Annotated in this window: 19 protein-coding genes; 10 read left to right on the top strand and 9 right to left on the bottom strand. The window is 70.6% G+C overall.

Features of this window, described 5'->3' with window-relative positions:
* Window positions 1-8 precede the first annotated feature (8 nt).
* From F4554_RS28910 to F4554_RS28900, 3 genes are all read left to right on the top strand, one after another.
* Window positions 9-3,062 (top strand): hypothetical protein, encoded by a 3,054-nt coding sequence (locus F4554_RS28910; protein WP_179790770.1) that lies wholly within the window; start codon window positions 9-11, stop codon window positions 3,060-3,062.
* Window positions 3,062-3,889 carry an ABC transporter ATP-binding protein gene (locus F4554_RS28905; RefSeq protein ID WP_179790769.1) on the top strand — a complete coding sequence of 276 codons (828 nt, stop codon included), beginning with the start codon at window positions 3,062-3,064 and terminating at the stop codon, window positions 3,887-3,889. The genes F4554_RS28910 and F4554_RS28905 overlap by 1 nt, the downstream gene beginning before the upstream one ends.
* 141 nt (window positions 3,890-4,030) lie before the next feature.
* On the top strand, window positions 4,031-5,701 hold the full coding sequence (locus tag F4554_RS28900; protein ID WP_179790768.1) for an HNH endonuclease signature motif containing protein: 1,671 nt from the start codon (window positions 4,031-4,033) through the stop codon (window positions 5,699-5,701).
* Window positions 5,702-5,719: 18 nt separating this feature from the next.
* On the opposite strand, the gene F4554_RS28895 is transcribed toward F4554_RS28900, so the two are convergent.
* The 5 genes from F4554_RS28895 to F4554_RS28875 form a co-directional block, all read right to left on the bottom strand.
* Window positions 5,720-6,499, bottom strand: a complete 780-nt coding sequence (locus tag F4554_RS28895; RefSeq protein WP_179790767.1) for a phytanoyl-CoA dioxygenase family protein — start codon at window positions 6,497-6,499, stop codon at window positions 5,720-5,722.
* 76 nt (window positions 6,500-6,575) lie between these two features.
* A complete protein-coding gene (locus F4554_RS28890) occupies window positions 6,576-7,376 on the bottom strand; it encodes a sugar phosphate isomerase/epimerase family protein (protein ID WP_337796242.1) in 801 nt (266 codons plus the stop codon).
* 88 nt (window positions 7,377-7,464) lie between these two features.
* A complete protein-coding gene (locus tag F4554_RS28885) occupies window positions 7,465-7,908 on the bottom strand; it encodes a hypothetical protein (protein ID WP_179790766.1) in 444 nt (147 codons plus the stop codon).
* Window positions 7,909-8,038: 130 nt separating this feature from the next.
* Window positions 8,039-10,042, bottom strand: a complete 2,004-nt coding sequence (locus tag F4554_RS28880) for a serine hydrolase (protein ID WP_179790765.1) — start codon at window positions 10,040-10,042, stop codon at window positions 8,039-8,041.
* Window positions 10,043-10,275: 233 nt separating this feature from the next.
* The gene (locus F4554_RS28875) at window positions 10,276-11,229 is read right to left on the bottom strand and encodes an SDR family oxidoreductase (RefSeq protein ID WP_337796241.1); all 954 of its coding nucleotides are present in this window, start codon (window positions 11,227-11,229) and stop codon (window positions 10,276-10,278) included.
* Window positions 11,230-11,308: 79 nt separating this feature from the next.
* On the opposite strand from F4554_RS28875, the gene F4554_RS28870 reads away from it, so the two are divergent.
* From F4554_RS28870 to F4554_RS28860, 3 genes are all read left to right on the top strand, one after another.
* Window positions 11,309-11,902 carry a TetR/AcrR family transcriptional regulator gene (locus tag F4554_RS28870; protein WP_179790764.1) on the top strand — a complete coding sequence of 198 codons (594 nt, stop codon included), beginning with the start codon at window positions 11,309-11,311 and terminating at the stop codon, window positions 11,900-11,902.
* A 79-nt stretch (window positions 11,903-11,981) separates the two neighbouring features.
* On the top strand, window positions 11,982-12,374 hold the full coding sequence (locus F4554_RS28865; RefSeq protein WP_179790763.1) for a VOC family protein: 393 nt from the start codon (window positions 11,982-11,984) through the stop codon (window positions 12,372-12,374).
* Window positions 12,375-12,406: 32 nt separating this feature from the next.
* A complete protein-coding gene (locus F4554_RS28860) occupies window positions 12,407-13,165 on the top strand; it encodes an alpha/beta fold hydrolase (protein ID WP_202889501.1) in 759 nt (252 codons plus the stop codon).
* On the opposite strand, the gene F4554_RS28855 is transcribed toward F4554_RS28860, so the two are convergent.
* A complete protein-coding gene (locus F4554_RS28855; protein ID WP_179790762.1) occupies window positions 13,162-14,736 on the bottom strand; it encodes an FAD-dependent monooxygenase in 1,575 nt (524 codons plus the stop codon). The genes F4554_RS28860 and F4554_RS28855 overlap by 4 nt on opposite strands.
* Window positions 14,737-14,796: 60 nt before the next feature.
* Here F4554_RS28855 and F4554_RS28850 point away from each other — a divergent pair, with 60 nt between their 5' ends.
* A complete protein-coding gene (locus F4554_RS28850; protein ID WP_202889500.1) occupies window positions 14,797-15,417 on the top strand; it encodes a TetR/AcrR family transcriptional regulator in 621 nt (206 codons plus the stop codon).
* Window positions 15,418-15,439: 22 nt separating this feature from the next.
* The gene (locus F4554_RS28845; RefSeq protein WP_179790760.1) at window positions 15,440-15,826 is read left to right on the top strand and encodes a VOC family protein; all 387 of its coding nucleotides are present in this window, start codon (window positions 15,440-15,442) and stop codon (window positions 15,824-15,826) included.
* A 47-nt stretch (window positions 15,827-15,873) separates the two neighbouring features.
* Here the strand turns inward: F4554_RS28845 and F4554_RS28840 are convergent, their stop codons facing one another.
* Entirely contained in the window at window positions 15,874-17,097 is a 1,224-nt protein-coding gene (locus tag F4554_RS28840; protein WP_179790759.1) for a beta-ketoacyl-[acyl-carrier-protein] synthase family protein, read from the bottom strand.
* 230 nt (window positions 17,098-17,327) lie between these two features.
* On the opposite strand from F4554_RS28840, the gene F4554_RS28835 reads away from it, so the two are divergent.
* The gene (locus tag F4554_RS28835; protein ID WP_337796240.1) at window positions 17,328-17,993 is read left to right on the top strand and encodes a class I SAM-dependent DNA methyltransferase; all 666 of its coding nucleotides are present in this window, start codon (window positions 17,328-17,330) and stop codon (window positions 17,991-17,993) included.
* Between the two features lie 15 nt (window positions 17,994-18,008).
* Here F4554_RS28835 and F4554_RS28830 read toward each other — a convergent pair whose 3' ends face one another.
* Together F4554_RS28830 and F4554_RS28825 are read right to left on the bottom strand one after the other, a co-directional pair.
* Window positions 18,009-19,187: an alpha/beta hydrolase family protein gene (locus F4554_RS28830; RefSeq protein ID WP_238341433.1), complete on the bottom strand. Its 1,179-nt coding sequence runs from the start codon at window positions 19,185-19,187 to the stop codon at window positions 18,009-18,011.
* Between the two features lie 105 nt (window positions 19,188-19,292).
* Window positions 19,293-19,664, bottom strand: a complete 372-nt coding sequence (locus F4554_RS28825) for a hypothetical protein (protein WP_179790758.1) — start codon at window positions 19,662-19,664, stop codon at window positions 19,293-19,295.
* A gap of 276 nt (window positions 19,665-19,940) precedes the next feature.
* On the opposite strand from F4554_RS28825, the gene pknB reads away from it, so the two are divergent.
* Window positions 19,941-21,833: a Stk1 family PASTA domain-containing Ser/Thr kinase gene (pknB, locus tag F4554_RS28820; protein ID WP_179790757.1), complete on the top strand. Its 1,893-nt coding sequence runs from the start codon at window positions 19,941-19,943 to the stop codon at window positions 21,831-21,833.
* Window positions 21,834-21,871 lie beyond the last annotated feature (38 nt).

The raw sequence follows: 21,871 nt of genomic DNA, 5'->3' as shown, positions 1-21,871 counted from the left end.
TCGCGGTCGTGCTCGCACAGCTGGCCACCCGCTGGGGCCAGGCGCTGACGCTGTTCGTCCTGTCCATGGCGGCCACCCTCGCGGCGGTGTGCGTGCCCGCGTTCGCGGTGGCCATCGACCGGGCCGCCATCCGCAACGAGGTCGCCGTCGCCGACAACGCCGACCGCACGGTCTCGATGCCGCCGCTGTCGGTGGACTCGCCGAACCTGCGTACGGACGTGCTGGAGTCGGCCGACGGCCTGCAGACCTACACCGACGCACGGTCCCGGCTGAAGGGCTTCACCCCGGTCACCACCGCGCAGCTCCACGTCCGGGGGATCGAGCGCGGCCGCCCGGAGGCCGAACCGCGAAACCTGCTCGCCCGGGACGGCTTCTGCCGGCACGTGACGTTCACGCAGGGAAGGTGCCCGGTGGGCAGCCGGGAGGTGGCGCTGCCGGCCGCGCTGGTTCCCGTGGCCAAGGTGCACGCCGGTGACGAGGTGACGCTCACCCCCGTACGCCGCAAGGACCAGACGTGGGAGCCGGACGGCCCGGCGGTCGCGCTCACCGTCGTCGGGGTGTTCGAGGCAGACCACCCGAAGTCGGCGTACTGGTCGCTGGAGGACCCGCTCGGCCGGCTCGGACCGCCCGCGATCATGACCAACCGGGCGACGACCGGGAGCCTGCTGCACCGGCAGGAGACGCTCTACCTCGACTCGATCATGCCGACCGGCCTGCTCACGCCGGACCGCCTTCCGGTGGTGCGTTCGCAGCTCAAGGCGGCCGAGCGCCGGCTCCTCGAGGACGACCCGTACGGCGGCGGCCTGCTGTCCACCGTGCCGTCCCTGCTGGACCGGATCGAGGCGCACGGCAAGCACGCCCGTGCCCTGCTGCCGATCGCCGCGGCGCCGCTGATCGCCCTGTGCTGGTTCGTCATCCACCTCGCCGTCGGGCACGGAGTGTGGGGCCGCCGCCAGGAGATCGGAGCGGTCGCGTTGCGGGGTGCGCGATGGCCGACCCGGGCGCTGAGCATGTCCGCGGAGAGCCTGCTGCCGTTGCTGGCCGGCGTACCCGTCGGTCTCCTGGTCACCGGTGCGCTCGTCACCCTCACCGTGTCGGGGGAGACCGCCTTCGTGGGCGTCGACCGGGCCCAGCTGCTCGCGGCCGGGGTCGCCGCCGCCGGAACGATCGTCGCCGCCCTGCTCGCCCTGCGCCGGGAACTCTCCGCTCCGGTAGGCGCGCTGCTGCGCCAGGTCCCGTCCCGTTCCCGCCGCGTGGTCGTGGCGGCGGTCGAGGTGGTCGTCGTCGCCCTCGGCGTCGTGGTCGTGGCCGAGACGCGGTCCCTCGGCGGGTCGCTGGTCGGTGTCATGGTCGCCGCACCGGTCGTGGTGGTGCTCGCGGTGGCGATGCTGGTGTCGCTCGCGGTCCGGCCGCTGATCGGCATGGCCGGCCGGTGGTCCCTGCGCCGTGGGCGGGTCGGGCCCGCGGTGGCGGCGTTCTACCTCGCCCGCCGGCCGGGTTCGGTGCAGCTGCTCGTCGTACTCGCCCTGGCGTTCGGCACCTTCGGTTTCGGCGTGACCACGACGGACGTGGCCGCCCAGGGACGCGAGGCGACGGCCGAGCAACTGCTCGGCGCCGAGCGGGTCCTCGAGGTCCAGGACGTCGACCGGACCGAACTCCTGCGCGCGGTGCGGGCCGCCGACCCGAGCGGCCGGCACGCGATGGCGGTGGTGTCCGCGCCGAGCGGGGACGGCTCCCAGCCTCCGGTCCTCGGCGTCGACGCCACCAGGCTGGCGAAGGTCGGCAGGTGGCCGGACGGTGCCGGCCACGGCGAGGGGCCGAGCCCGGCGAAGCTCGCGAGCCTGCTGCGTCCACCCGCGCCGGAGACGATCATGGTGGGCAACGGCGAGTTGACAGTACGACTGGAGACCGACCCGTTCACCGCCGACAAGACCCTCTCGGCCACGGTGCTGCTGCGCACGCCGAAGAACGACCAGGTGGCGGTGAAGTTCGGGCCGGTAGCCAACGGAAAACCCATCTACCGCGCCAAGCTCAGCGAGTGCCAGGACAAGTGCCGGCTGGCCGGGATCAGCATCAGCACCACCGCGGTGGGCGCGCAGCGCATCGGGGTCAACGTCGCCGCGCTGCGGTTGGACGGCCGAGACGTACTGACCCGTGCCGAACTCGCCGACCCCCGCCGGTGGCGTACGTCCGGCAGCGGACCGATCACCGACCAGTTGCGCATCATCGGCGACCAGGACGGCCTGCTGCTGACCCAGACCTCGCCGCGGCCCGGTCACGACTACGTACTCCACGCCGTCGACGTGCCCTACCCGCTGCCCGCGATCATCGCCGGCACCATGCCCGGCAAGCAGCTGACCAACATCGACGGCGAGCCGGTCGACTTCGTGGCGAAGGCGAAGGTGGCGACCCTGCCAGGCATCGGTGCGAAGGGCGCGCTGATCGACCTCACCTACGCCGAACGCCTGACGGCGGAGCCCGGCTTCGCGACGACACCACAGGTCTGGCTGGCGCCCGGCACTCCGAACCAGGTCCTCGACCGGTTGCGCAAGGAGGGGTTGGCGATCGTCACCGACCGGACCGTCGGCGGGGTACGCGACTCGCTGGAGAAGTCCGGGGCCGCGATGGCGTTGCACGCCTACCAGCTCGCGGCGGGAGTGACCGTCCTCGTCGGCCTCGGTGCCCTTGCACTGGTGGTGGCCGTCGACCGCAGGACGTGGAACCCCGGCATGCGCGCGTTGCGCATCCAGGGCGCGGCCGAACGTCTGACGACGGGTGCGGCGCTGTGGTCGTACGGCGGCATCGTGGTGACCAGTGCGGTCACCGGCGCGGTCGCCGCGGGCGTGGCGTGGTTCGCCACCAGCAGACGGCTGCCGCTCGGCGTCGACGCGTCGCTGCTGGCGAACTGGCCGCGGTGGCCGCACGTCGCGGCGCTGGAGTTGCTGGTGGTGGGGGTACTCGTCGCGGGTGCCGTCGCCGGCGGTTGGTGGCAGCGCCGCCTGGTCGAGGGACGACTCGTCGAAGGACGACTGGTCGAGGGACGGCAGGAGGCGGGTGGCTGATGGGCTTGGCGGTGGCATGCCGAAGGGTCGTGCACATCTACCGGATCGAGGGCTCCGACGTCGTCGCGCTGTCCGGTGTCGACCTGTCGATCAACTCCGGTGAGATGGTGGCGCTGGTCGGCCCCTCCGGGTCAGGCAAGTCGACGCTGATCTCCCTGCTGTCCGGGCTGATGCGGCCCTCGGCGGGCCGGATCGTGGTCGGCGGCTACGACATCGGGAAGCTGAGCGACGCGGAGCTGAACCGGTTGCGCGGCACCGAGATCGGCGTTGTGCTGCAGGGATCCGCGCGCAACCTCCTGCCGTACGCCAGTCTGGTGCGCAACGTCTGGCTCGCCCAGCGCAGGGCCGCTGCGACCAAGGGCATCGAGCTCGCCGAACCCGAGCAGATCCTCGACCTGGTTGGGCTTTCGGCGATGGCCAGGTCGAAGCCGCCCGAGCTCACGCGCGGAGAACAACAGCGCGCCGCCCTGGCCGTCGGCATCGCAGCCGGACCAGGACTGCTGCTCGTGGACGAGCCGACCAGCCAGCTCGACACTTCCGGCCGGGACGAGGTGGTGGCCGCGCTGAAGTCGGTGAACGCCGTACGCGACACCACGGTCGTCGTCGTCACCCACGACCCGGAGGTGGGCACCCAGCTCGGCCGGGTGGTCACCATCCGGGACGGCCGTGTCGGCGCGGAGGGACGCGACGGGCAGGACTTCGCCGTCGTCGCCGGTGACGGCACCGTCCAGCTGCCGCCGGAGACACTCGGCGAGTTCCCACCCGGCACGCTCTTCCTGGTCGACCACGAAGAAGGAGTCGTACGCCTGCACTCCGACGGCGACTGACGACGTCGGGATCTTACGCAGGTCGGCCTTCGAGTAGGGGCCTCTTGCTGGCAGGGCGGTCTTCGATTCTCCTTTGTACGAAGGGAAATCCCGCTCTGTGGGCTACGAACTGCTGTCGGTGGTGGCCGATAGTATTCGCTCATGTCTTCGACCACCCAGGAGTCTCTCGGCAGCGGAGGCGGCGCATCGCCGCATCCGCTGCTGGGTGCTCTGGGTCTGGTCACGGCCGGCAACGACGCGGTGCTGTCGACGTCGGTGTTGTCGTTGACGGCCGAGCAGGCCGGCCCGGTGCTGGAGGTGCTGGGGCGGGAGATCGCCCGGCTGCACGCCGCCCAACTGCAGGTGGTTCGTCAGGCCGAGGCGTGTGATGTCGGCAGGTTGACCGGTGCGCCGAACGCCACGGTCTATCTGCGGACGGCTCAGCGGATGAGTCAGCACGAGTCCTCCGCGGCCGTCGGCCTCGCCCGTGACCTGGACAAAGAGGCCCGGCTGACCGGCGAAGCATTGGCGGCCGGTGTGGTGTCGTCGAAACAGGCGCAGGTCATCGCCGACGCGATCAAGAAACTCCCCGAGTACGTGGGCCTGGACGAACGCCACCAGGCCGAGGAGTTCCTGATCACCAAAGCCCGGTTCGCCAATCCCGACGAGCTACGGGTGCTGGGCGAGAAACTGCTGGAGCGGATCGCGCCGGAGGAGTACGACCGGCTCATGCGGGAGGAGCTGGAGAGGAAGGACCGCAAGGCCGAGCAGAAGCGGTCGCTTCGGTATGTGCCGAACGGGGTTCCGCAGTCGGAGTCGGTGCACATCACGCTGCCGGCGTGGGAGATGGAACTGCTCCGCAAGATCATCGAGCCCCTTGCGGAGCCGGTGAAGGGGGCCGAGCCGGACCGGCGGCCGATCGACCAGCGGCGAGGTGACGCGTTCGCCGAAGCTCTCGGGCTGCTCGCGGCTGCGGCGACCGCACCGGTCCGTGGCGGGAGACCGCCGCAGGTCGCGGTCACTATCCCACTGGAAGCGATGCTCAAGGGCACCGGTGCGGGCTTCATCGACGACACCGCAACCATCATCCGGCCCAAGCCGTGCACCTGCCCCTGCACAGACCCCAAATACGCCACCACCAAAAACGCCAAGGCCGACCAGGCCGGGGAGCCGAAGCCGGAGGAGGCAGAAGGTCAGGACGAAGGCCAAGCTGGTAAGCCGAAACGGCGATCACCCGGTACCGGCTCACTCGCGGACGGGATACCACCACCGCGAGCACCCCGGCAACGGCAACATTCACAACCGAACACCGAAGCGGAGCCGGAGCCCGGGACTGGCGCGGCGGGGCCGGAGGACTCCGTCGGGCCGGAGGGTGCCATCGATCCCCACGATGGGTGCCCGACGTGTGGAGGCGGCGGGTCAGCCCGCTACCTCGGCAGCGACGGCAAACCGATCTCCGCCGCCACCGTGCGCAGGCTTGCCTGCGAGGCCGACCTCATCCCCGTCGTCCTCGGCGGAGACGGGCAAGTCCTCGACCTCGGCCGTTCCGACCGGTTCTTCAAAGAGCACCAGCGGCGTGCGCTGGCGATCCGCGACGGGAGCCACTGCCACTTCCCCGGCTGCCAGATTCCGGAGCCGCGCTGTATTACGCACCACATGACCGCCTGGGACGATGGCGGGCCGACGGACCTGGCGAACGGGGTGCTGCTCTGCCGCTACCACCACGTCACCGTCCACCACAAAGGCTGGCTGGTGCGGATGGGCACCCACGGCCACCCCGAATACGTACCCCCGGAATGGTCCGACCCGCGCCGACGCGTCCTCCGGCCCTGAGTCAGTCGAACGGCAGAGTCAGTCGAACGGCAGTGGGTCGTACCCCGCGCCGTACGGTGCGTCGGGCCGTTCGAACTCGCCCATCAGAGCCCGGCGCATGGGCGTCGTTCGTTCCAGGAAATCGGCGGAGTTGGTGAGCCTGTCGGCCGGGCGTACCCACGGTGGGCTGTAGACGTAGTGCGCGGTGTAGCGGTCCCGGTCCCCGTCGTGGCGGTACGTCCGGTGCCAGACACCGTTGTGGAACACCAGCACCGAACCGATCGGCGCGCAGATCACGTGCCCGATCGGCGTGTCCCCGCGAGCCGCACGGATGTCGGCGGGCAACGGCACCGTGCTGCGGTGGCTGCCGGGGATCAGCTCCATGTTGCCCGTGCCCGGTCGCGTCTGGTCGGTCAGCAGGAACGACGCCCGCAACTGGATCAGCGGCACCGGGTAGCCGAGCCTGCCGAAGTCGTACGCACCCGAACCGTCCTGGTGCCACCCGCCCGTCCCTCCGTGCGCGGGTTGCATGGTGTTCCAGCTCGACTGCAGAACGAACCGGTCGCCGAACAGCCCACGAACCTTGGGGAGTACGGCCGGATGGTCGATCAGGCGTTCCAGGCTGGGCTCGGTCTCGTAGCCCCGGCCGAGCTGGCCGAACTCCTTGTCCCGAGCGGCATGCAGGCGTGCCGACGCGTCGTAACACTCCTCGGCTTCTGCCGTGGTCAGTACGTCGGGGATCACCAGGTAACCCCACGACTCGAACACGAACCGGTCCAGCTCGGTGAACGCTCCCGGCGCCACCTCGGGATTCAGCATTGTCCGATGCTCCTTGCCCAGCAGGGATCTGGCGAAGATGGGGACCTGCCGCCCAGGATCTTGGGCGACGAGCGGCTCAGCCAAAGACGCTGGTGGCGATGACGTGCTCCTGCTCCAGACAGTCCCACTCGTTGTCGTCGGCACCGTCGTAGACGAGGGCGAGCGGCCCGGTGTATTCGGCCTGGCGGAGCGCCTCCAGCGAGCGCGTGAAGTCCTCGCGGTCAGGACCGTCGGCGTCGAAGCGGCACTTGGCGTGACAGGTCTCGCTGCGCGGTGCGACCGCGGCGAGCTGGTCGTACTTGTCCGCACCGGTCCAGTTGCCGAGGTCGACGAGCAGCCCCACCTGGCCGTCGGCCGCGTCCAGGATTGCGTGCACCTCGTCGGCTCCGGCGGTGAGCGCGAACCAGTTCTCGGTGACGACGCGGATCTCGGGGTGGTCCCCGGCCAGCTTGCCCAGCCGGCGGCCGCTGTCCTCCAGCCGCGACGGGCTCGGCGACTGCTTTCCGGCGATGACCCGCGCCCGGTGTGCGCCGAGCGTGGTGGCCACGTCGAGCCAGCCGTCGATCCAGTCCTGGTGGGTGTCCGCGTCGCTCGGATGCGTGAGGTCGCCGTCGTCGACGAGTACGGCATCCAGGGTGAGGTTCTCCGACTCCAGGGCCGACCGGAGCTCACCCAGGTAGCCGGGATCGCGGCTGGGAAGGTGGAAGTGGCACAACTGCACGGTGTCGTAGCCGCGGCGCCGCAGCTCCGCCGGCAGGTCGAGCAGGGCCATCCCGGCGTCGGGTTTCGCGAGGTTGTCGGCTCCGCCGTCGGCCTGGTCGCCGGACATGTACGAGCCGAGGGTGCGGTGAAGGGACCAGCTGGAAACAGATTTCACGATTCCCACTCTGGTGGTGCGCCGCCGAATCAGGCGGTAGCTGTCCTCAACCGGCCGGTCCGATCCGGAAGGCCGATCCGGCCGAGGCTCAGATGTTCGCGGACTTGCGCAGCTTGCGAACGCGGCGTCCTGCGTTCCTGCGTGACTTCCGGGCGCTCTTGGCCGCGCCCTCGAGCTGGTCTCCGGCGTTCCTGCGGGCCTTGCGGATGCCCTTCCGGGCTCCCCTGACCTCGTCGCCGGCGTTGTCGCGCGCTTTCCGGAACCTCTTCCGGGCTCCCTTGACCTCGCTCGCGGTGTCCTTACGGACCTTCTTGGTCTTACGCCCCCACAGCTTGTGCAGCCCGCGCTGCACTTCCTGCGGGCGCGGGAGCAGCATCTTGGTGCCCTTGCCGTACAGCCGCACCGCGAACAGCGCCAACGGGATCCCCAACGGGAGCAGCACCACGGTCACGCAGCACACGAGCGAAACGATCATGAGGACGGTGGCGAGCAGGAACACGCCCGCGGCGCCAATCCCTCGTGTCACTCTCACGGCAGAACACCTCCTTGGCTGTCCCCCGGCGGCCACCATACGCCGAACGGCCGCTTCGGTCCTGGTGCCCGGGGTCCTGGTCGGTCAGGAGGGACATACCGCCCAAGGTGCTGGGACGTGTCGTCGCGGGTCAGCTCGCGTCGTCGGGATGGAGGGTGATGTTGGCGTACGTGGGACGATCAACGGTCAGGTCCAGTGCCTCGCCCATCGCGCAGAAGTACAGCCCGGCCGTGTGCTCGGTGAGCCGCAGCGGGGGAAAGCCGAACTCGTCGCCGTCACCGACAAGAGTGGCGCCGTCACCGGAGTGCCGCAGCCGCAGCCTCCCTATGCGCGTACCCATGTAGTCGACGCCGTAGGAAAGCTCCGTGGCGTCGTCGCCCAATGACGGCGCGTCGTTGCGGTAGTAGGTGGCGCCGTCGTCGACGCTGACGAGGTAGTCGCGGCCGGGTCCGCCGTCGTGGCCGAGCAGCCGGAACCGCTGGTAGCCGTCGTCCTCGGACACGAGTTCGTTCGTCCCGATCACCCGCGCCGGCTGCCTGGTCCGGTCACGTTCCAGGGCAATCCGGTCTCCGTCGACGCTGATCCGGATCACCTTGAAGCCGCGCCCGACGTACTCGCCGGCCATCGTCGCCGGCGTCCCACGGTCGACGTCGGCCGCCGCCGGAGGAATCGGCGGGACGTACGGGTCGCTGCCGGTGAGGTCGGCCAGCATGCCGGTGGCCAGGTGAGCCTTCAACGGCTGGTCGGTGTTGGTGAGCATCACCACCCCGATGCCGGCGTCGGGGTCCCAGGCCATTGCGGACTGGAAGCCGAAGCCGCCGCCGCCGTGGTTGAGAACACGGCGGCCGTTCCAGCGGCTGACCTGTACGCCGAGCCCGTACCCGAACCGCTGTTCTGGAAGGGGATTCGGGATCTCGTACATCTCCGCCAGCAGGTCCGGCCGCAGCACGCCCTGACCGCCGGTGAGGTGGAACATCAGGTAACGCAGGGCGTCGTCCACGTTCGTGTACGCACCACCCGCACCGACCATCGGCACGCGCACCGGGACCCGGCTGCCGGCAACGGAGTGCCCGACCGCTCGATCGCGGTCGTCGGCGATCGCCTTGTGGTCGAGGCTGGTGCGGTGCAGTCCCAGAGGCCGCAGGAGTTCCTCACGTACGAAGTCGTGGAACGCCACTCCTGTGACCCGCTGCACGACCAGCGCGGCGAGGTCGATCCCGAGGTTGGAGTACTCGTAGTGGTGGCCGACGGGAAACCGCAGCCAGGTGTCGGAGATGCTCCGGCAGTGCTCCTCGAACGACGTGTCGCGGTCGTCGAAGTTGCTGCCCAGCGGCGCCTCGTGGGTGAAGCCGGCGGTGTGGGAGAGCAGGTGCCGCAACGTCATCCGGTGCTGGGGTTCGGGTTCCCACCGGCTGTGAACGGTGAAGTCGGGGAGGTACGCCGTGATCGGGGCGTCGAGGTCGACCAGGCCGCGCTGGACGGTGAGCATCACGGCGGTCGCGGTGTACATCTTCGTACCCGACTGGATGCTGAACACCGTCTGCGTGGACACGGGTTGGTCCCCGCCACGGACGCGGACGCCGAAGCCGGCCGACCAGCGGACGCCCGACCGGTCACAGATCCCGACTGCCATGCCGGGGACGTCCTGCTCGGCGAGCAGTCGGGGGATCTCCTCGGTCAGCCGCCGCGCCACCGCGTCGACCGCGGCGTCGACAGCGGAGTCACCGTGCTCCGGCCCGTTCAGGCGCTCGGCGAGGACCTCCCGGGCGATCGGTGACAGGTCCTTGCGGCCGATCTCGTCCTGCGACACGAAGACCATCGCCTGACCTTCGCCGAGCACGATGTCCTGGTCCGTGGCGTCGGTGGTCCCCGCGAACACGTGGTAGCGCACCGACCGCGAACCATGGAACCGTCGCTCGATCACGCGTTCCAGCGACAATGTGGCGCACCGGAGCCCGGTCTCCTCCAGTAACTCCCGGTGGACGGCGGCCTCAGGGTCCTCGCCGGGCTCGATCATGCCGCCGGGAACGGTCCATCGGCTGGGATCGGTCGGTGCGTCGTCGGTCCGGTGCTGCATGACGATCCGACCGCGCTGGTCGGTGAGTATCACCAGAGCAACCTCGACCTGTCCCATGTCGATCACCCTAGTCGGGGCGACAGGTCGCTGCGGCCGAGCGGGTTCTACTCGGGTCCGAGGTCGGTCCGACAAGGGGCTGAAGGAGGTCCGGATCGCGGCGGCCTGGATGTAGATCTCGGCGGTCCGCACGTCCGGGATCCTGCCCCGGCCGCCGTACGGCCGAAGCGGGTCGGACGAAACGCCGGCAACGCGGGCGACCTCGGCGACCTCGGTGGGCGGATGCCGGTAGGTCAGCGGTAGAGGTGCGCGGCGGCAGGTTTGCCGGCGTCCTGAACCTCCACGATGTAGCGCCAGGCGTCCGGAGTGCTGCCGTCCAGGTCGGTGAAGCCGTACTCCTTCGCCAACTGCCCGGACGACAGAGAGGCCTGGTTCCACCGGGCGACGTCGGGATCGGCGGCCAGCGCGGCGACCGCCCGGCCCACGAACCGCGGGGTCTCGGAGATGCCGAAGTGCCCCGGGTCCGGGAACGGCGGCTGGACCGGACGATCGAGGACCTCCCGCCAGGTCTCCTCGGTGACGCCGTAGTGCTCGAGCATCATCTCCGAGCGCAGCCACCCCGGTGTGAGCGCGACAGCCGTGCAGCCGTGCTCGGCGAGTTCCCTGCCCTGGCTCCAGGCCAGCCGCAGCACCGACCACTTCGCCAGGTCGTAGAACGCCGACACGCGGTAGGTCTGCGCGTTGTAGTCGTAGGTCCCGTCGGTCATCTCCACCACGAGACCGCCCGGCTGCCGGGTGAGCAGCGGCAGGGCGTGATGGCTGGTGATCAGGTGCGTCTCCACTGCCAGCCGGAGCAGCCGCAGACCGTTGTCCAGGTCGTGGTCCCACAGCTTCGCGTCCCAGTCGAACAGCAGCTCGCCGCCCCAGATGTCGTTGACCAGAACGTCCAGCCGGCCCGACTCGTGCTCGATCCGGCGTACGAGGTCGGCGACCTGCTCCGGCTCCTGATGGTCCACAGCTACGGCGGTGGCGGTGCCGCCCGCGGCGGTGACGAGCTCGGCGGTCTCCTCGATCGTCTCCGGCCGGTCGTACTCCGACCTGCGTTCGCGGGTGGTCCGTCCGGTGACGTAGACGTGCGCTCCCGCGGCGCCGAGCTCGACCGCGATGCCGCGTCCGGCACCACGGGTTCCGCCGGCGACCAGGGCGACCCTGCCGTCCAGCGCGCCGCTGCCGTTCAGTGCGTTCACGAAGCTGTTCCTCCCTGCCCGGCGTATGCGACCCTGCCCGGCGTATGTGACCAACCGTTCGTTTATAATCTATCCCGCCATGCCTCGCAAGCGAACAGTCCCCGACGAAGCGCTCCTTTCCACCGCGCTGTCGATCGTGCGTGCCTCCGGCCCGGACGCGCTCTCCTTCGGCTCGCTGGCTGCCCGGGTCGACCTCGCGGCGTCGACGCTGGTGCAGCGGTTCGGGTCGAGGGCCAACCTCCTGCGGGCGGCGTTGCTGTTCGCCTGGGACCGGCTCGACGAGGAGACCGCGCGCGCGTGCGCCGAGGCGCCGGCCGGCCCGGAGGGAGTCGTCGACCTGCTCGTACGACTGACCGGGCAGTACGACCCCGGGGATTCCGCTGATTCCGGCGACTTCGCCGACCAGTTGATGTTGCTCCGTGAGGATCTGCGCGATCCGGTGCTCCGCGCGCGGGGGCAAGCGTGGCTTGACACCCTCGCCACCGGTGTCGAGGAACGCCTGGATGGCGTACCCGGTGACGTGCCGGGCGGCGTGCCCGGCCTGGGTGAGCTCCTGGTCGCTCAGTGGCAGGGATCGCTTACTGTGTGGGGATTCCGGCGTCGGTCCGACGCGGTGACCGCCGTACGCCGGGCACTGGATACGCTCCTCACCAGACTTTCGCTGTCTTCGTGACCGAGCTCCTGGAATCGATTCCACTCATCGCGACGACACCGCATCAGGACGGCACCGGAAGCGGTGTCAAGGAGGACGCATGACTTCGCACGCGACTGGCCGGCACGTAGGTTCCCCGATCGAGAACCGCGTCGGCATGGTGTTCATCCCGGTGCGCGACATGCGACGGTCGATCGAGTGGTACTCCGCGTTGCTCGGCCTGCCGGTCGGGGACGCCTCGCACGAGGACACCATCTACGACCTGCCGACCACCGGTGAGGTGGGCCTCGCGCTGGACGCCAACAAGCCGGACTTCGACATCGCCGGCCCGCCGCGGTTCTTCTGGTGGTCGACCGACCTGGAGGCGTGCCTCGCGCACCTGACGGCCAACGACGTCAGGGTCGAGAGCGACATCGAGGACATCGGCAGTGTGTCGTTCCTGCAGTTCCGTGACCCCGACGGCAACCTCCTGATGGTCTGCAGGCGCAACTGAGCGTTGGCAGTGGTCCGGGTCCAGCGGCCGGCATGTCCAAGGGAGAAGCGGTGACGTCGTTCGTACTTGTCCACGGCGCCTGGTGTGGCGGCTGGATCTGGAAACACGTCGCGTCTGCTCTGCGGGCGCAGGGGCACGACGTCCGGACGCCCACCCTCACCGGGCTCGGTGAGCGGGCCCACCTGGCCTCTCCGGAGGTCGGGCTCGGCACGCACGTCGAGGACGTCGTCCGGGTGCTGGAGTACGACGACGTCGCCGACGTCGTGCTCGTCGGGCACAGCTACGGCGGTATGGTCGTCACCGGCGTGTGCGACCGGGTGCCCGAACGCCTTGCCCAGCTTGTCTTTCTGGATGCCTTCGTCCCTCGCGACGGGCAGTCGCTGCACGACCTGGTGCCGGTCGGCGGTGCCCGGCACAACCGCGAACTCGCCGAGCGCGAGGGTGACGGCTGGCGCATCCCGCTGGAGGACGAGTGGCGTACCGCGTCCACGGAGGAGAACCTCCGGTGGATGAACCCACGGTGGACCGACCATCCGCTGCGGTGCTTCGAGGAACCGGTCCGTCTCACCCAACCGGTCGGTGCGGGAGTGCCGTGCAGCTACGTCCGTTGCACGGCCAACCGGGAGACCGAGGACATCTTCGACCCGATCGCCGCCGGCCTCGGCGGTGACTGGCGGGTGTACGACCTGGCCACCGTGCACACGGCGATGGAGGCCGCGCCGGACCAGGTCGCCGAGGTCCTGCTGAAGATCGCCGGCTGTGAGCCCACCCAGCGGGCGGTCCACAGCTAGCTCCTGCTCGCGCCAACCGGCTGTTGACAGCTGGTCCGGGTCCAGCGGGACAACGCCTCCGGCAACCCTTCGGCGGTGCCGTCCTCCCGACCCCAGGCCACGTAGCCGTCCGGTCGAACGAGCAGTCCGCTGAGCCCGCTGGATTCCGCCTTGCTGGTGACGACCTTCACGCACTGGTCGGTGCCGGTCGCGAACGCCCGCAACTGGTCGGCGCCGGAAAGGTCGAGCAGGACGAAGCCGCCGTCGTGGAAGTGGTCGGCGAGCGTCGTGCCGTCCGCCAGCCGCAGCAACGGCATCAGGCGGCCGACCAACGGGTGATCGCCGCCGAGGTCGTACCGCTGGGCGAACCCGCCGATCAGCTTGACGAAGCAGGCGTTCCCCTCGTGGGTGTCCATCAGGTCCGACATCACGTCCCGCAACGCGGTCGTGTGCGGGCCGGGCCGCATCAGCGCCACCTGGGCGCGGGTGATCTCCAGCACGCGCGCGGCGATCGGGTGGCGTTCGGTCGTGTAGGTGTCGAGCAGGTCGACGTCGGCACGGCCCCGCACGACCGCGGCCAGCTTCCACCCCAGGTTGACGGCGTCGCCGATGCCGAGGTTGAGTCCCTGGCCGCCGAACGGTGAGTGCACGTGGGCGGCGTCGCCGGCCAGCAGGACCCGGCCCTTCCGGTACGCCGTGACCTGCCGGGCGTTGTCGGTGAACCTGGTCGCGCTCTCCACCGCGGTGATCCGTACGTCCTGCCCGCTGACCTTCCGCAGGCTGGTCTCCAGCTCCTCGCGGGTGACCGGCAGGTCGCGGCCGGTGGGCGGACCGTCGTACTCCACGGTGAGGATCCGGCCCGGCATCGGCCCGTGGACGTACGTGCCGATCTCGGTGCGGGTCCAGCCCTTCGACAGCCGCTCCGGATGGTCGATCGTCACCATGGCCTGGTGTCCGGTGATGCAGGGATCGGTGCCGGGGAAGTCGAAGCCGGTCTGCCGGCGCACGATGCTGCGCCCGCCGTCGCATCCGACCAGGTAGCGCGCACGGATCACCTCCGCCCCGCCGCACCGCACGCTCACCCCGTCGTCGTCCCGATCGACTTCGGTGACGGCGACGCCGCGTCGGACCTCCACGCCGAGCTCGGCGGCCCGGTCGGCCAGCAGGCGTTCGACCTCGATCTGGGGCATCACCGCCAGCGGGTTGCCGTCGGTGATGTCCAGGTCGGGGTCGTCGGCGTCCAGCCGGGTCGGATCGAGCTTGAACAGGCCACCGAAGTGGCCGCCCACCGTGCGCATCCGCTCCCGTACGACAGTCACGTCGGGCGCGGGCTTGCCCGGCTCGGCCCACATCTGCGCGACCGAGGCCAGCATGCCGGCCTGGAACCGCTCGATCGGGGCGAGGAGATCACGTCGGCGGAACGCCTCCAGCGTGGGCACGTTCACCGAACCTGCCTTGATGGTGGCGTCCGGTTCGGTCAGGCGTTCCAGCACAAGTACGTCGGCGCCGTGCAGCCGTAGCTCGCAGGCGAGCATGAGTCCGACCGGCCCACCGCCGGCCACGAGTACGTCCCAGGTCTTCGGTTCGCGCATGGAAGTCACCATGACATGAAAATATACTCAGTACAAGTTTCGACTGAGTATGCTTTCGCCATGACCGGGCTGCGGGAACGCAAGAAGTGGGAGACCCGGCGCCGGATCTCCGACGTCGCGACCGGGATGTTCCTCGCGCGGGGATTCGACGACGTGACCATCGCCGAGGTGGCCGAGGCGGCCGGCGTGTCCCGGATGACCGTGTTCAACTACTTCCCGCGCAAGGAGGATCTGTTCCTGGACCGGTCCGCGGAGACGGTGGTCGACTTCCGGCAGGCGATCAGCGAGCGCGGGCTGGGCGAGCCGGTCGCCGAGGCGCTGCGCAGGCTGCACCTGGGATGGCTGGCCGAACGCCATCCGATGTCGGGTGTGGTCGAGCACGGCAAGGCGTTCTGGAAGGTCGTCGACGAGACCCCGGCGCTGCGCGCGCGAACGCTGGAGCAGCAGGACGAGCTTCGCGCGGAGCTGGTGGACATGCTCCGCGCCGAGGGCTTCGACGAGACCGGCGCCACCCTGGGCGCGGGGTTCGTCGCCGCCGCCCACGGCACGGTCTACGACACCGCCCGGCTGCGGATCATGGCCGGCGACAAGGTGACGAAGGTTCACGCGGGCCAGAAGGCCGTGGTGGAAAGAGTGTTCGACGCGCTCGCCGATGCCTTGCGCGGTCTGGAGTCGCACTGACACGCGGTGTTATAACGGTTCGATGACCGCCGTCGTGCACAACATCGTGTTCGACTGCGCCGAGCCGTTCGAGCTGGCGCAGTTCTGGAGCAAGGTCACCGGCCGGCCGTTGGCCGCGGACGACTTTCCCGGTGACCCAGAGGCCAGCATCGCCCAGGCGTTCGGGCCGACACTCTTCTTCTGCCGGGTGCCCGAGCCGAAGACTGTGAAGAACCGCGCCCACGTGTGCCTTCGCCCCGCGGGTGATCCCGACGCGGAGGTCGACCGCCTGCTCAAGGTCGGGGCGACCATGGTCACCGACCGCCGCAGCGGCGCCGACCACGGCTGGGCCGTGCTCGCCGACCCCGAGGGCAACGAGTTCTGCGTACTCCGCAGGAGCGCGAGCGACCACCCGGCCGCGACGGACTGACCCCCGTCGCCGGTCACGGCGAACGGGGGTCAGTGTGCGTGGTCAGGTCACGGTGCGGTGGTGAACACCAGCGCCGCGTTGTGGCCGCCGAAGCCGAACGAGTTCGCCAGCGCCGCGTTCAACTGCATCTTGCGCGCCTCGCCGGACACCACGTCGAGCTTCACCTGCGGGTCGAGCTGGTGGAGGTTGATCGTCGGCGGAACGACCTGGTCGCGGAGAGCGAGGATCGTGGCCATCGCACCGATCGCGCCCGCGGCCCCGAACGTGTGGCCGGTCATCGACTTCGTCGCGGTCACGGCCGGGTGCGGGCCGATCGCCTCGGTGATCGAACCGGCCTCGGTGACGTCACCCATCGGAGTGGAGGTCGCGTGCGCGTGGACGAGCCCGATCTCCTCCGGAGCCACCCCGGCGGACCTGAGCGCCATCCGGATCGCGCGGGCCTGGCCTTCCTGGCTACCGGCGGTGATGTGACCGGCGTCGGAAGTGAGGCCGGAGCCGGCGAGGGCGGCGTGCACGCGCGCCGAGCGGGCCGCGGCGAAGTCGGCGCGCTCCAGGACGAGCACGGCGGCACCCTCGGCGAAGACGAAGCCGTCCCGGTCGACGTCGAAGGGCCGCGAGGCCTCCTGGGGTGCGTCGTTGCGCATCGAGTGGGCGCGCGCGTTGGCGAACCCGACCAGCGGCAGTGCGCTGATGCAGGCTTCCGTACCACCGGCGATCACGACGTCGGCGCGGCCGAGCCGGATCAGGTCGAGCCCGAGGGCGATCGCCTCCGCGCCGGACGCGCAGGCGCTGACCGGGGTGTGCGCGCCGCCGCGGGCGCCGAGGTCCATGCTGACGTACGCCGCGGGACCGTTCGGCATCAGCATCGGCACCGTGTGCGGGGAGACCCGGCGTACGCCGGACGTCTCCAGCACGTCGTCCTGGCCGAGGGTGGTGAGCACCCCGCCGACGCCGGTGCCGATGGCCACCGCCAGCCGCTCGGGCTCGACTTCGGGCCGGCCGGCGTGCTCCCAGGCCTGCCGGGCGGCGATGAGGGCGATCTGCTCGCAGCGGTCCAGCCGCCTGGCCTCGACCCGGCCCATGACCTCGCTGGGGTCGACCTTCAACCGGCCTGCTATCCGCACTGGGAGGTCGGCCGCCCACTCCTCCTCGAGGGGAGTGATCCCCGACTCGCCGGCGAGCATGGCCGCCCAGGTCGAGTCGACGTCCCCGCCGAGTGGTGTCGTCGCGCCGAGTCCGGTCACCAGAACGGCCTCGTTGCCAGCAGTCATCAGCGCACCCCTTCTTCGTGAAGCTCCACTATCCGCCACTTTGCCAAGTCGTTCACGCCTCATCAGCGCGGCAGCCCACGGAGTCGGCGGCGCGGATTTGTCCGATCCGCACAAACGGCCGCGCTGGGCCGGTCGAGGTCCGTACGTGGCGGGCGGGCTCCGGGGCTGCGCCGCGGTGCCTGCGGAGCGGCGGCGACAGTGGGTCCGGGGTAGACAGTACGGTCGGGCGGGTGACCGACGTCGAAGCCCCCCACCTGCACGTGACCAGAACCGCCTACGACACCGTGGCCGCCGACTACGCCGAGATGTTCCGGGACGAGCTCGCCGGAAAGCCGGTGGAGCGGGCGATGCTCGCGGCCTTCGCCGAGCTCGTCCTGGCCGACGGCGGCGGACCGGTGGGTGACCTCGGCTGCGGGACCGGGCGGGTCACCGGGCACCTGGCCACGCTCGGCCTGGACGCGTTAGGCGTCGACCTGTCGCCGGGGATGCTGGCGCAGGCGCGCCGGGACCACCCCGGGCTGCGGTTCGCCGAGGGAACGATCACCGCGCTGGACCTCGCCGACGCCGAACTCGCCGGAGTCCTCGGGTGGTACTCCGTCATCCACACCCCGCCCGAGGAGCAGGAGCCGGTGTTCGCGGAGTTCGCCCGGGTGCTGCGTCCCGGCGGCCGGCTGCTGCTCGGCTTCCAGGTGGGGGAGGACCAGAAGGTCCGGCTGGAGCAGGCGTACGGCCACGAGGTGTCGTACGACGTGTACCGGCTGAGCCCGGACCGGGTGATCGCGGACCTGCGGGACAACGGCTTCGTGCTGCACGCCCGGGTCGTCCGCGAGCCGGAGGGCTGGGAGAAGACCTCGCAGTGCTACGTGCTCGCAACCCGTGCTGCAACAGCGCGTTGACATGCGCTCCGGACGTCAGGGCCGGAAGCGCACCTCCGGATACGTCCGCGACGGGCCGTCGAGTAGTGGGCGGTGCCGCCCGCGCAGGTGCTGGTCGAAGAACGCACCCACGTACGCGTTCGTGATCCGCACGGCACGGTCGCCGGCGATCGTCTGCCCGATGTCCACGCCGAGCTGGTCGGCCAGGGTTCCGTAGTCGGTGAACGAGGAGTGCCCGCTGCCGCTGACGGTGACCCATCGCTTCCATCCGGTCAGCCGCTGCCAGTCCCGGTCCCAGGTGGTGTCCTCGCCCCCGCCCGGAGAGTGGCCGTCCTCGGTGCCCAGGAACATGAACGGCACGTCCAGCCCGGTCTCGGGCAGCGGGTCGAACTGCGTGCCGTCCAGGTTCACCGCGGCCCGGACGCGCGGATCGCGGGCGGCGGTGGATCCGCCGGACGCGCCGCCGATGGAGTGGCCGGCCATCCCGATCCGCGCCGGGGCGATCAGGCGGGCGAGCCGCCAGGCCGGGTGCGGACCCACGAGTTCGTCCAGAACGAACGAGACATCGGCGGCTCGTCCCTGGATGATCCGTTGCGGTGTCGTGTCCGCCTCACACGCCACGCAGGTGGTGACGTGACCGTCGGGGAAGGTCGTGGCCACCGACTCGTACGTGTGCTCCACGGCGGCGACGACGTAGCCGTTGCTGGCGAGATCCTCCGCCAGCGCCGTGAGCGAGGTCCGCGGGAAACTGAACCCGGGCGAGAGGACGACGAGCGGATAGTCGTGTCTGCCGGCCCGCGGTGCCGCGCCGGATCGGGCGTACGTCCGGACGGTGCTCAGGATGTCCGCGGGGACGTCGGTGACGCCCTGGCTGGTGAGGATCAGCTCGGACTCGTGTGGTGTGACGTATCCCGTCGGCGTCCCCGATGCCCGGCGCGCCGGGTAGTACATCGAGACCATGAGCTCTCGGGGGCCCGCCTCGGGCACCCACGGGTCCGGCCGGGCGGCGTCGACGAGGTGCAGCGTGTCCGATCCCACGCCGTACGGTCCGGTGGGTCGCGGGAGAGTGAGGGACGGGGCGGCGGACGGGCGCTGAGGCGGGTCCGCCGGGTGGACCTCGGTCCCCGCCTGGGCGACACCAGGAACGAGGAGGCCCAGGGCCGCGAGGCTGACGCAGGCGGTGACGGCGGCGCGCCGAAGAGTCATGGTGATCATGAAGCTCACCCTGACGCCCGGGGCGCCGGCACCACATCATCCGAAGGTCGCGTCGCACCCCCCACCCGAAGGTGCGGGTCGACGCCGCTCGGGAACCTGCGACCGTCAGGGCTGGTAGTAGCCCTGCACGGACCTTCGGCTCGGCGTCCGCCGCCTGCTCATGACGGCGGTGGCGACGATCGCGATCGCACCGGCGACCATCAGGATGGCGCCCATCGCGTCGTCGGCGATGTAGGGGAGGTCGGCGTCGACCGCGAAGTACAGAATGGCGCCGGCGGCGATCAGGACGATGCCGGTCCCGACCCCCCGCTCCGGCCGGTCCGCACGCAGGACCACGGCGACGATGACGACGGCGAGGCCGGCCAGCAGCAGAATCAGCCCGAGGGCGTCGTCGTCGACGTAGGGAAGATCGACGTCGACGGCGCCGTACAGGATGGCCCCGACGACGATCAGTAGGATGCCGGATCCCAAGCCCATTGCTTCCAACCTCCACAGGGGGTATGACCACGAGATCCGCCGGACTCTACCGAGATCTCCGGCATCCGCCCAGCCTGGGACTCGGCTTCGGTCGGGGCGGCTCGCCAGGGGGTTGGTCGTACCCGGCGGCTCGCTCACCTAGACTTTCCGGCGGCACACAGAGCGTACGGCGGCAAGACCCCGCTTCAGCGCTCGTACGACGGGGCCGCGCTGCGCGGGTGACCAACTGCTCTCGGTGACGAGGCACACAGTGACGTCGATGATCGGACAGCGAGGATGACCCCCAACGACCGGGCACAGTCCGGCCCCTCCGGCGACGCGGAACGCACGGTCCCGCGTCGCGTACTCGGCGGCCGGTACGAGCTCCACGAGGAGCTCGGGCACGGCGGCATGGCCGTGGTGTGGGCGGGTATCGACCTGCGACTGGGCCGCCGCGTCGCGGTGAAGACCCTGCGCCCCGAACACGCCGCCGACTCGACGTTCCAGGCGAGGTTCCGCCGGGAGGCGCAGTCGGCCGCGTCGCTCAACCATCACTCGATCGTCGCGGTCTACGACAACGGCGAGGGCGACCTGAACGGCGTCTCGGTGCCGTACATCGTGATGGAGTACGTCGAGGGCCGCACGCTGCGCGACGTCCTCCGCGAGGGCCGGCCGATCCTGCCCGAACGCGCCCTGGAAGTGGTCTCGGAGATACTCGACGCGCTGGAGTACAGCCACCGGGCGGGCATCATCCACCGCGACGTCAAGCCGGCCAACGTCATGGTGACCCCCGCCGGCGACGTCAAGGTGATGGACTTCGGCATCGCCCGGGCGATCAGCGACGTCTCGGCCGCGCTCACCCAGACCGCCGCCGTGATCGGCACCGCGCAGTACCTCTCCCCGGAGCAGGCCCGCAGCGAGCAGGTCGGCGCCCGCAGCGACGTCTACTCCACCGGCTGCCTGCTGTATGAACTGCTCACCGGCCGGCCGCCGTTCACCGGGGACTCGCCGGTCTCGGTCGCCTACCAGCACGTACGCGAGGAGGCGCCACCGCCGTCCGCGGTCTCGTCCCGGGTGCCGCCAGAGGCGGACCGGATCACGATGCAGGCGCTGCGCAAGGACCCGGCCGACCGCTACCAGAGTGCTGCGGAGATGCGCGCCGACATCCAACGCGCGCTGGCGGGTGAGAACGTCCTCGCCTCGGAGGCGCCGACCGTGGCGGCCGCGACCGCCGTCGCCGCGGCGCCCGCGGACGCTACCGCGCGGTTCGCGCCCACGGCCGACCAGGAGCCCGGGGCGAACGAGACCGCCGAGCAGCGGCGGTGGGCGCCCGGCGACCGCGACGACCACGACGAGGAGAATCGCCGGGCGCTGCCGTGGGTGCTCGCCCTGCTGGGACTGGTGCTGCTCGGCGTGCTGGCCTTCGCGGCGTACCAACTGATCAATGGCGGGTCGGCGCAGACCACCAGCGCACCCAGCCTGATCGGCAAGACCGAGTCGCAGGCCAAGGCGGCCCTGGCGGCGAAGAACCTCAAGCTGGGCGGCACGACGGACAAGGCGAGCGAGGACGCCCCGAAGGGCCAGGTCATCGCCCAGGACCCCGCGCCGGGCCGCTCGGTGCGGGTCGGTGGGTCGATCGACGTCACGGTGTCCAGCGGGAAGCCGCAGGTCCGGATCCCGGAGGTCGTGGGCGACCAGATGGCCGAGGCGCGCACCAAGCTGGAGGAGGCCGGGTTCCGCGTCCGGGACAAGGAGGACAAGCAGTCCAGCAAGCCCGGTGGCGAGGTGACCAGGGTCAACCCGCCGGAGGGTTCGCTGGTCGGCAAGAGCTCCCTGGTGACGATCTACCACTCGACCGGCCTGACCGAGGTCCCCGACGTGACCAAGAAGGACGAGGGCGAGGCGAAGGCGATTCTTGAGGACGCGGGCTTCAAGGTGCGCGCGATCCGGGAGGAGAACGCCGACGCCGACCCAGGCACCGTGCTGTCGCAGATCCCCGACGCGGGAGCGCGCAGGGAGGCCGGCACGCGGGTGACGATCGTGGTGGCGAAGGAGCCCAAGCCCACCGCGAAACCGACCCCGACGGACACGCCGACCCCCACGGACTCCCCGTCGCCGACGCCGACCGACGACAACAACAACAACGACAACAACGACAACGGGTTTCCGGGCCTGCCCGGCCTTCCCTGAGCTGACCGGCCTTCTCTGAGCTGGCCGGCCTTCCCTGG

Origin of the sequence: Actinopolymorpha rutila, from assembly GCF_013407855.1 — a bacterium.
In the GTDB taxonomy this organism is placed as follows: Bacteria; Actinomycetota; Actinomycetes; order Propionibacteriales; family Actinopolymorphaceae; genus Actinopolymorpha; species Actinopolymorpha rutila.
This window is presented reverse-complemented; position numbering and strand designations above follow the sequence as displayed.

What these genes read in the sequence shown, in the direction of transcription:
- F4554_RS28905 (WP_179790769.1), top strand. Translation starts at nt 3,062, where the DNA reads ATGGGCTTGGCGGTGGCATGCCGAAGGGTCGTGCACATCTACCGGATC.
- F4554_RS28900 (WP_179790768.1), top strand. Translation starts at nt 4,031, where the DNA reads ATGTCTTCGACCACCCAGGAGTCTCTCGGCAGCGGAGGCGGCGCATCG.
- F4554_RS28895 (WP_179790767.1), bottom strand. Translation starts at nt 6,499, where the DNA reads ATGCTGAATCCCGAGGTGGCGCCGGGAGCGTTCACCGAGCTGGACCGG.
- F4554_RS28880 (WP_179790765.1), bottom strand. Translation starts at nt 10,042, where the DNA reads ATGGGACAGGTCGAGGTTGCTCTGGTGATACTCACCGACCAGCGCGGT.
- F4554_RS28870 (WP_179790764.1), top strand. Translation starts at nt 11,309, where the DNA reads ATGCCTCGCAAGCGAACAGTCCCCGACGAAGCGCTCCTTTCCACCGCG.
- F4554_RS28865 (WP_179790763.1), top strand. Translation starts at nt 11,982, where the DNA reads ATGACTTCGCACGCGACTGGCCGGCACGTAGGTTCCCCGATCGAGAAC.
- F4554_RS28860 (WP_202889501.1), top strand. Translation starts at nt 12,407, where the DNA reads ATGTCCAAGGGAGAAGCGGTGACGTCGTTCGTACTTGTCCACGGCGCC.
- F4554_RS28855 (WP_179790762.1), bottom strand. Translation starts at nt 14,736, where the DNA reads ATGCGCGAACCGAAGACCTGGGACGTACTCGTGGCCGGCGGTGGGCCG.
- F4554_RS28850 (WP_202889500.1), top strand. Translation starts at nt 14,797, where the DNA reads ATGACCGGGCTGCGGGAACGCAAGAAGTGGGAGACCCGGCGCCGGATC.
- F4554_RS28845 (WP_179790760.1), top strand. Translation starts at nt 15,440, where the DNA reads ATGACCGCCGTCGTGCACAACATCGTGTTCGACTGCGCCGAGCCGTTC.
- F4554_RS28840 (WP_179790759.1), bottom strand. Translation starts at nt 17,097, where the DNA reads ATGACTGCTGGCAACGAGGCCGTTCTGGTGACCGGACTCGGCGCGACG.
- F4554_RS28830 (WP_238341433.1), bottom strand. Translation starts at nt 19,187, where the DNA reads ATGATCACCATGACTCTTCGGCGCGCCGCCGTCACCGCCTGCGTCAGC.
- F4554_RS28825 (WP_179790758.1), bottom strand. Translation starts at nt 19,664, where the DNA reads ATGGGCTTGGGATCCGGCATCCTACTGATCGTCGTCGGGGCCATCCTG.
- pknB (WP_179790757.1), top strand. Translation starts at nt 19,941, where the DNA reads ATGACCCCCAACGACCGGGCACAGTCCGGCCCCTCCGGCGACGCGGAA.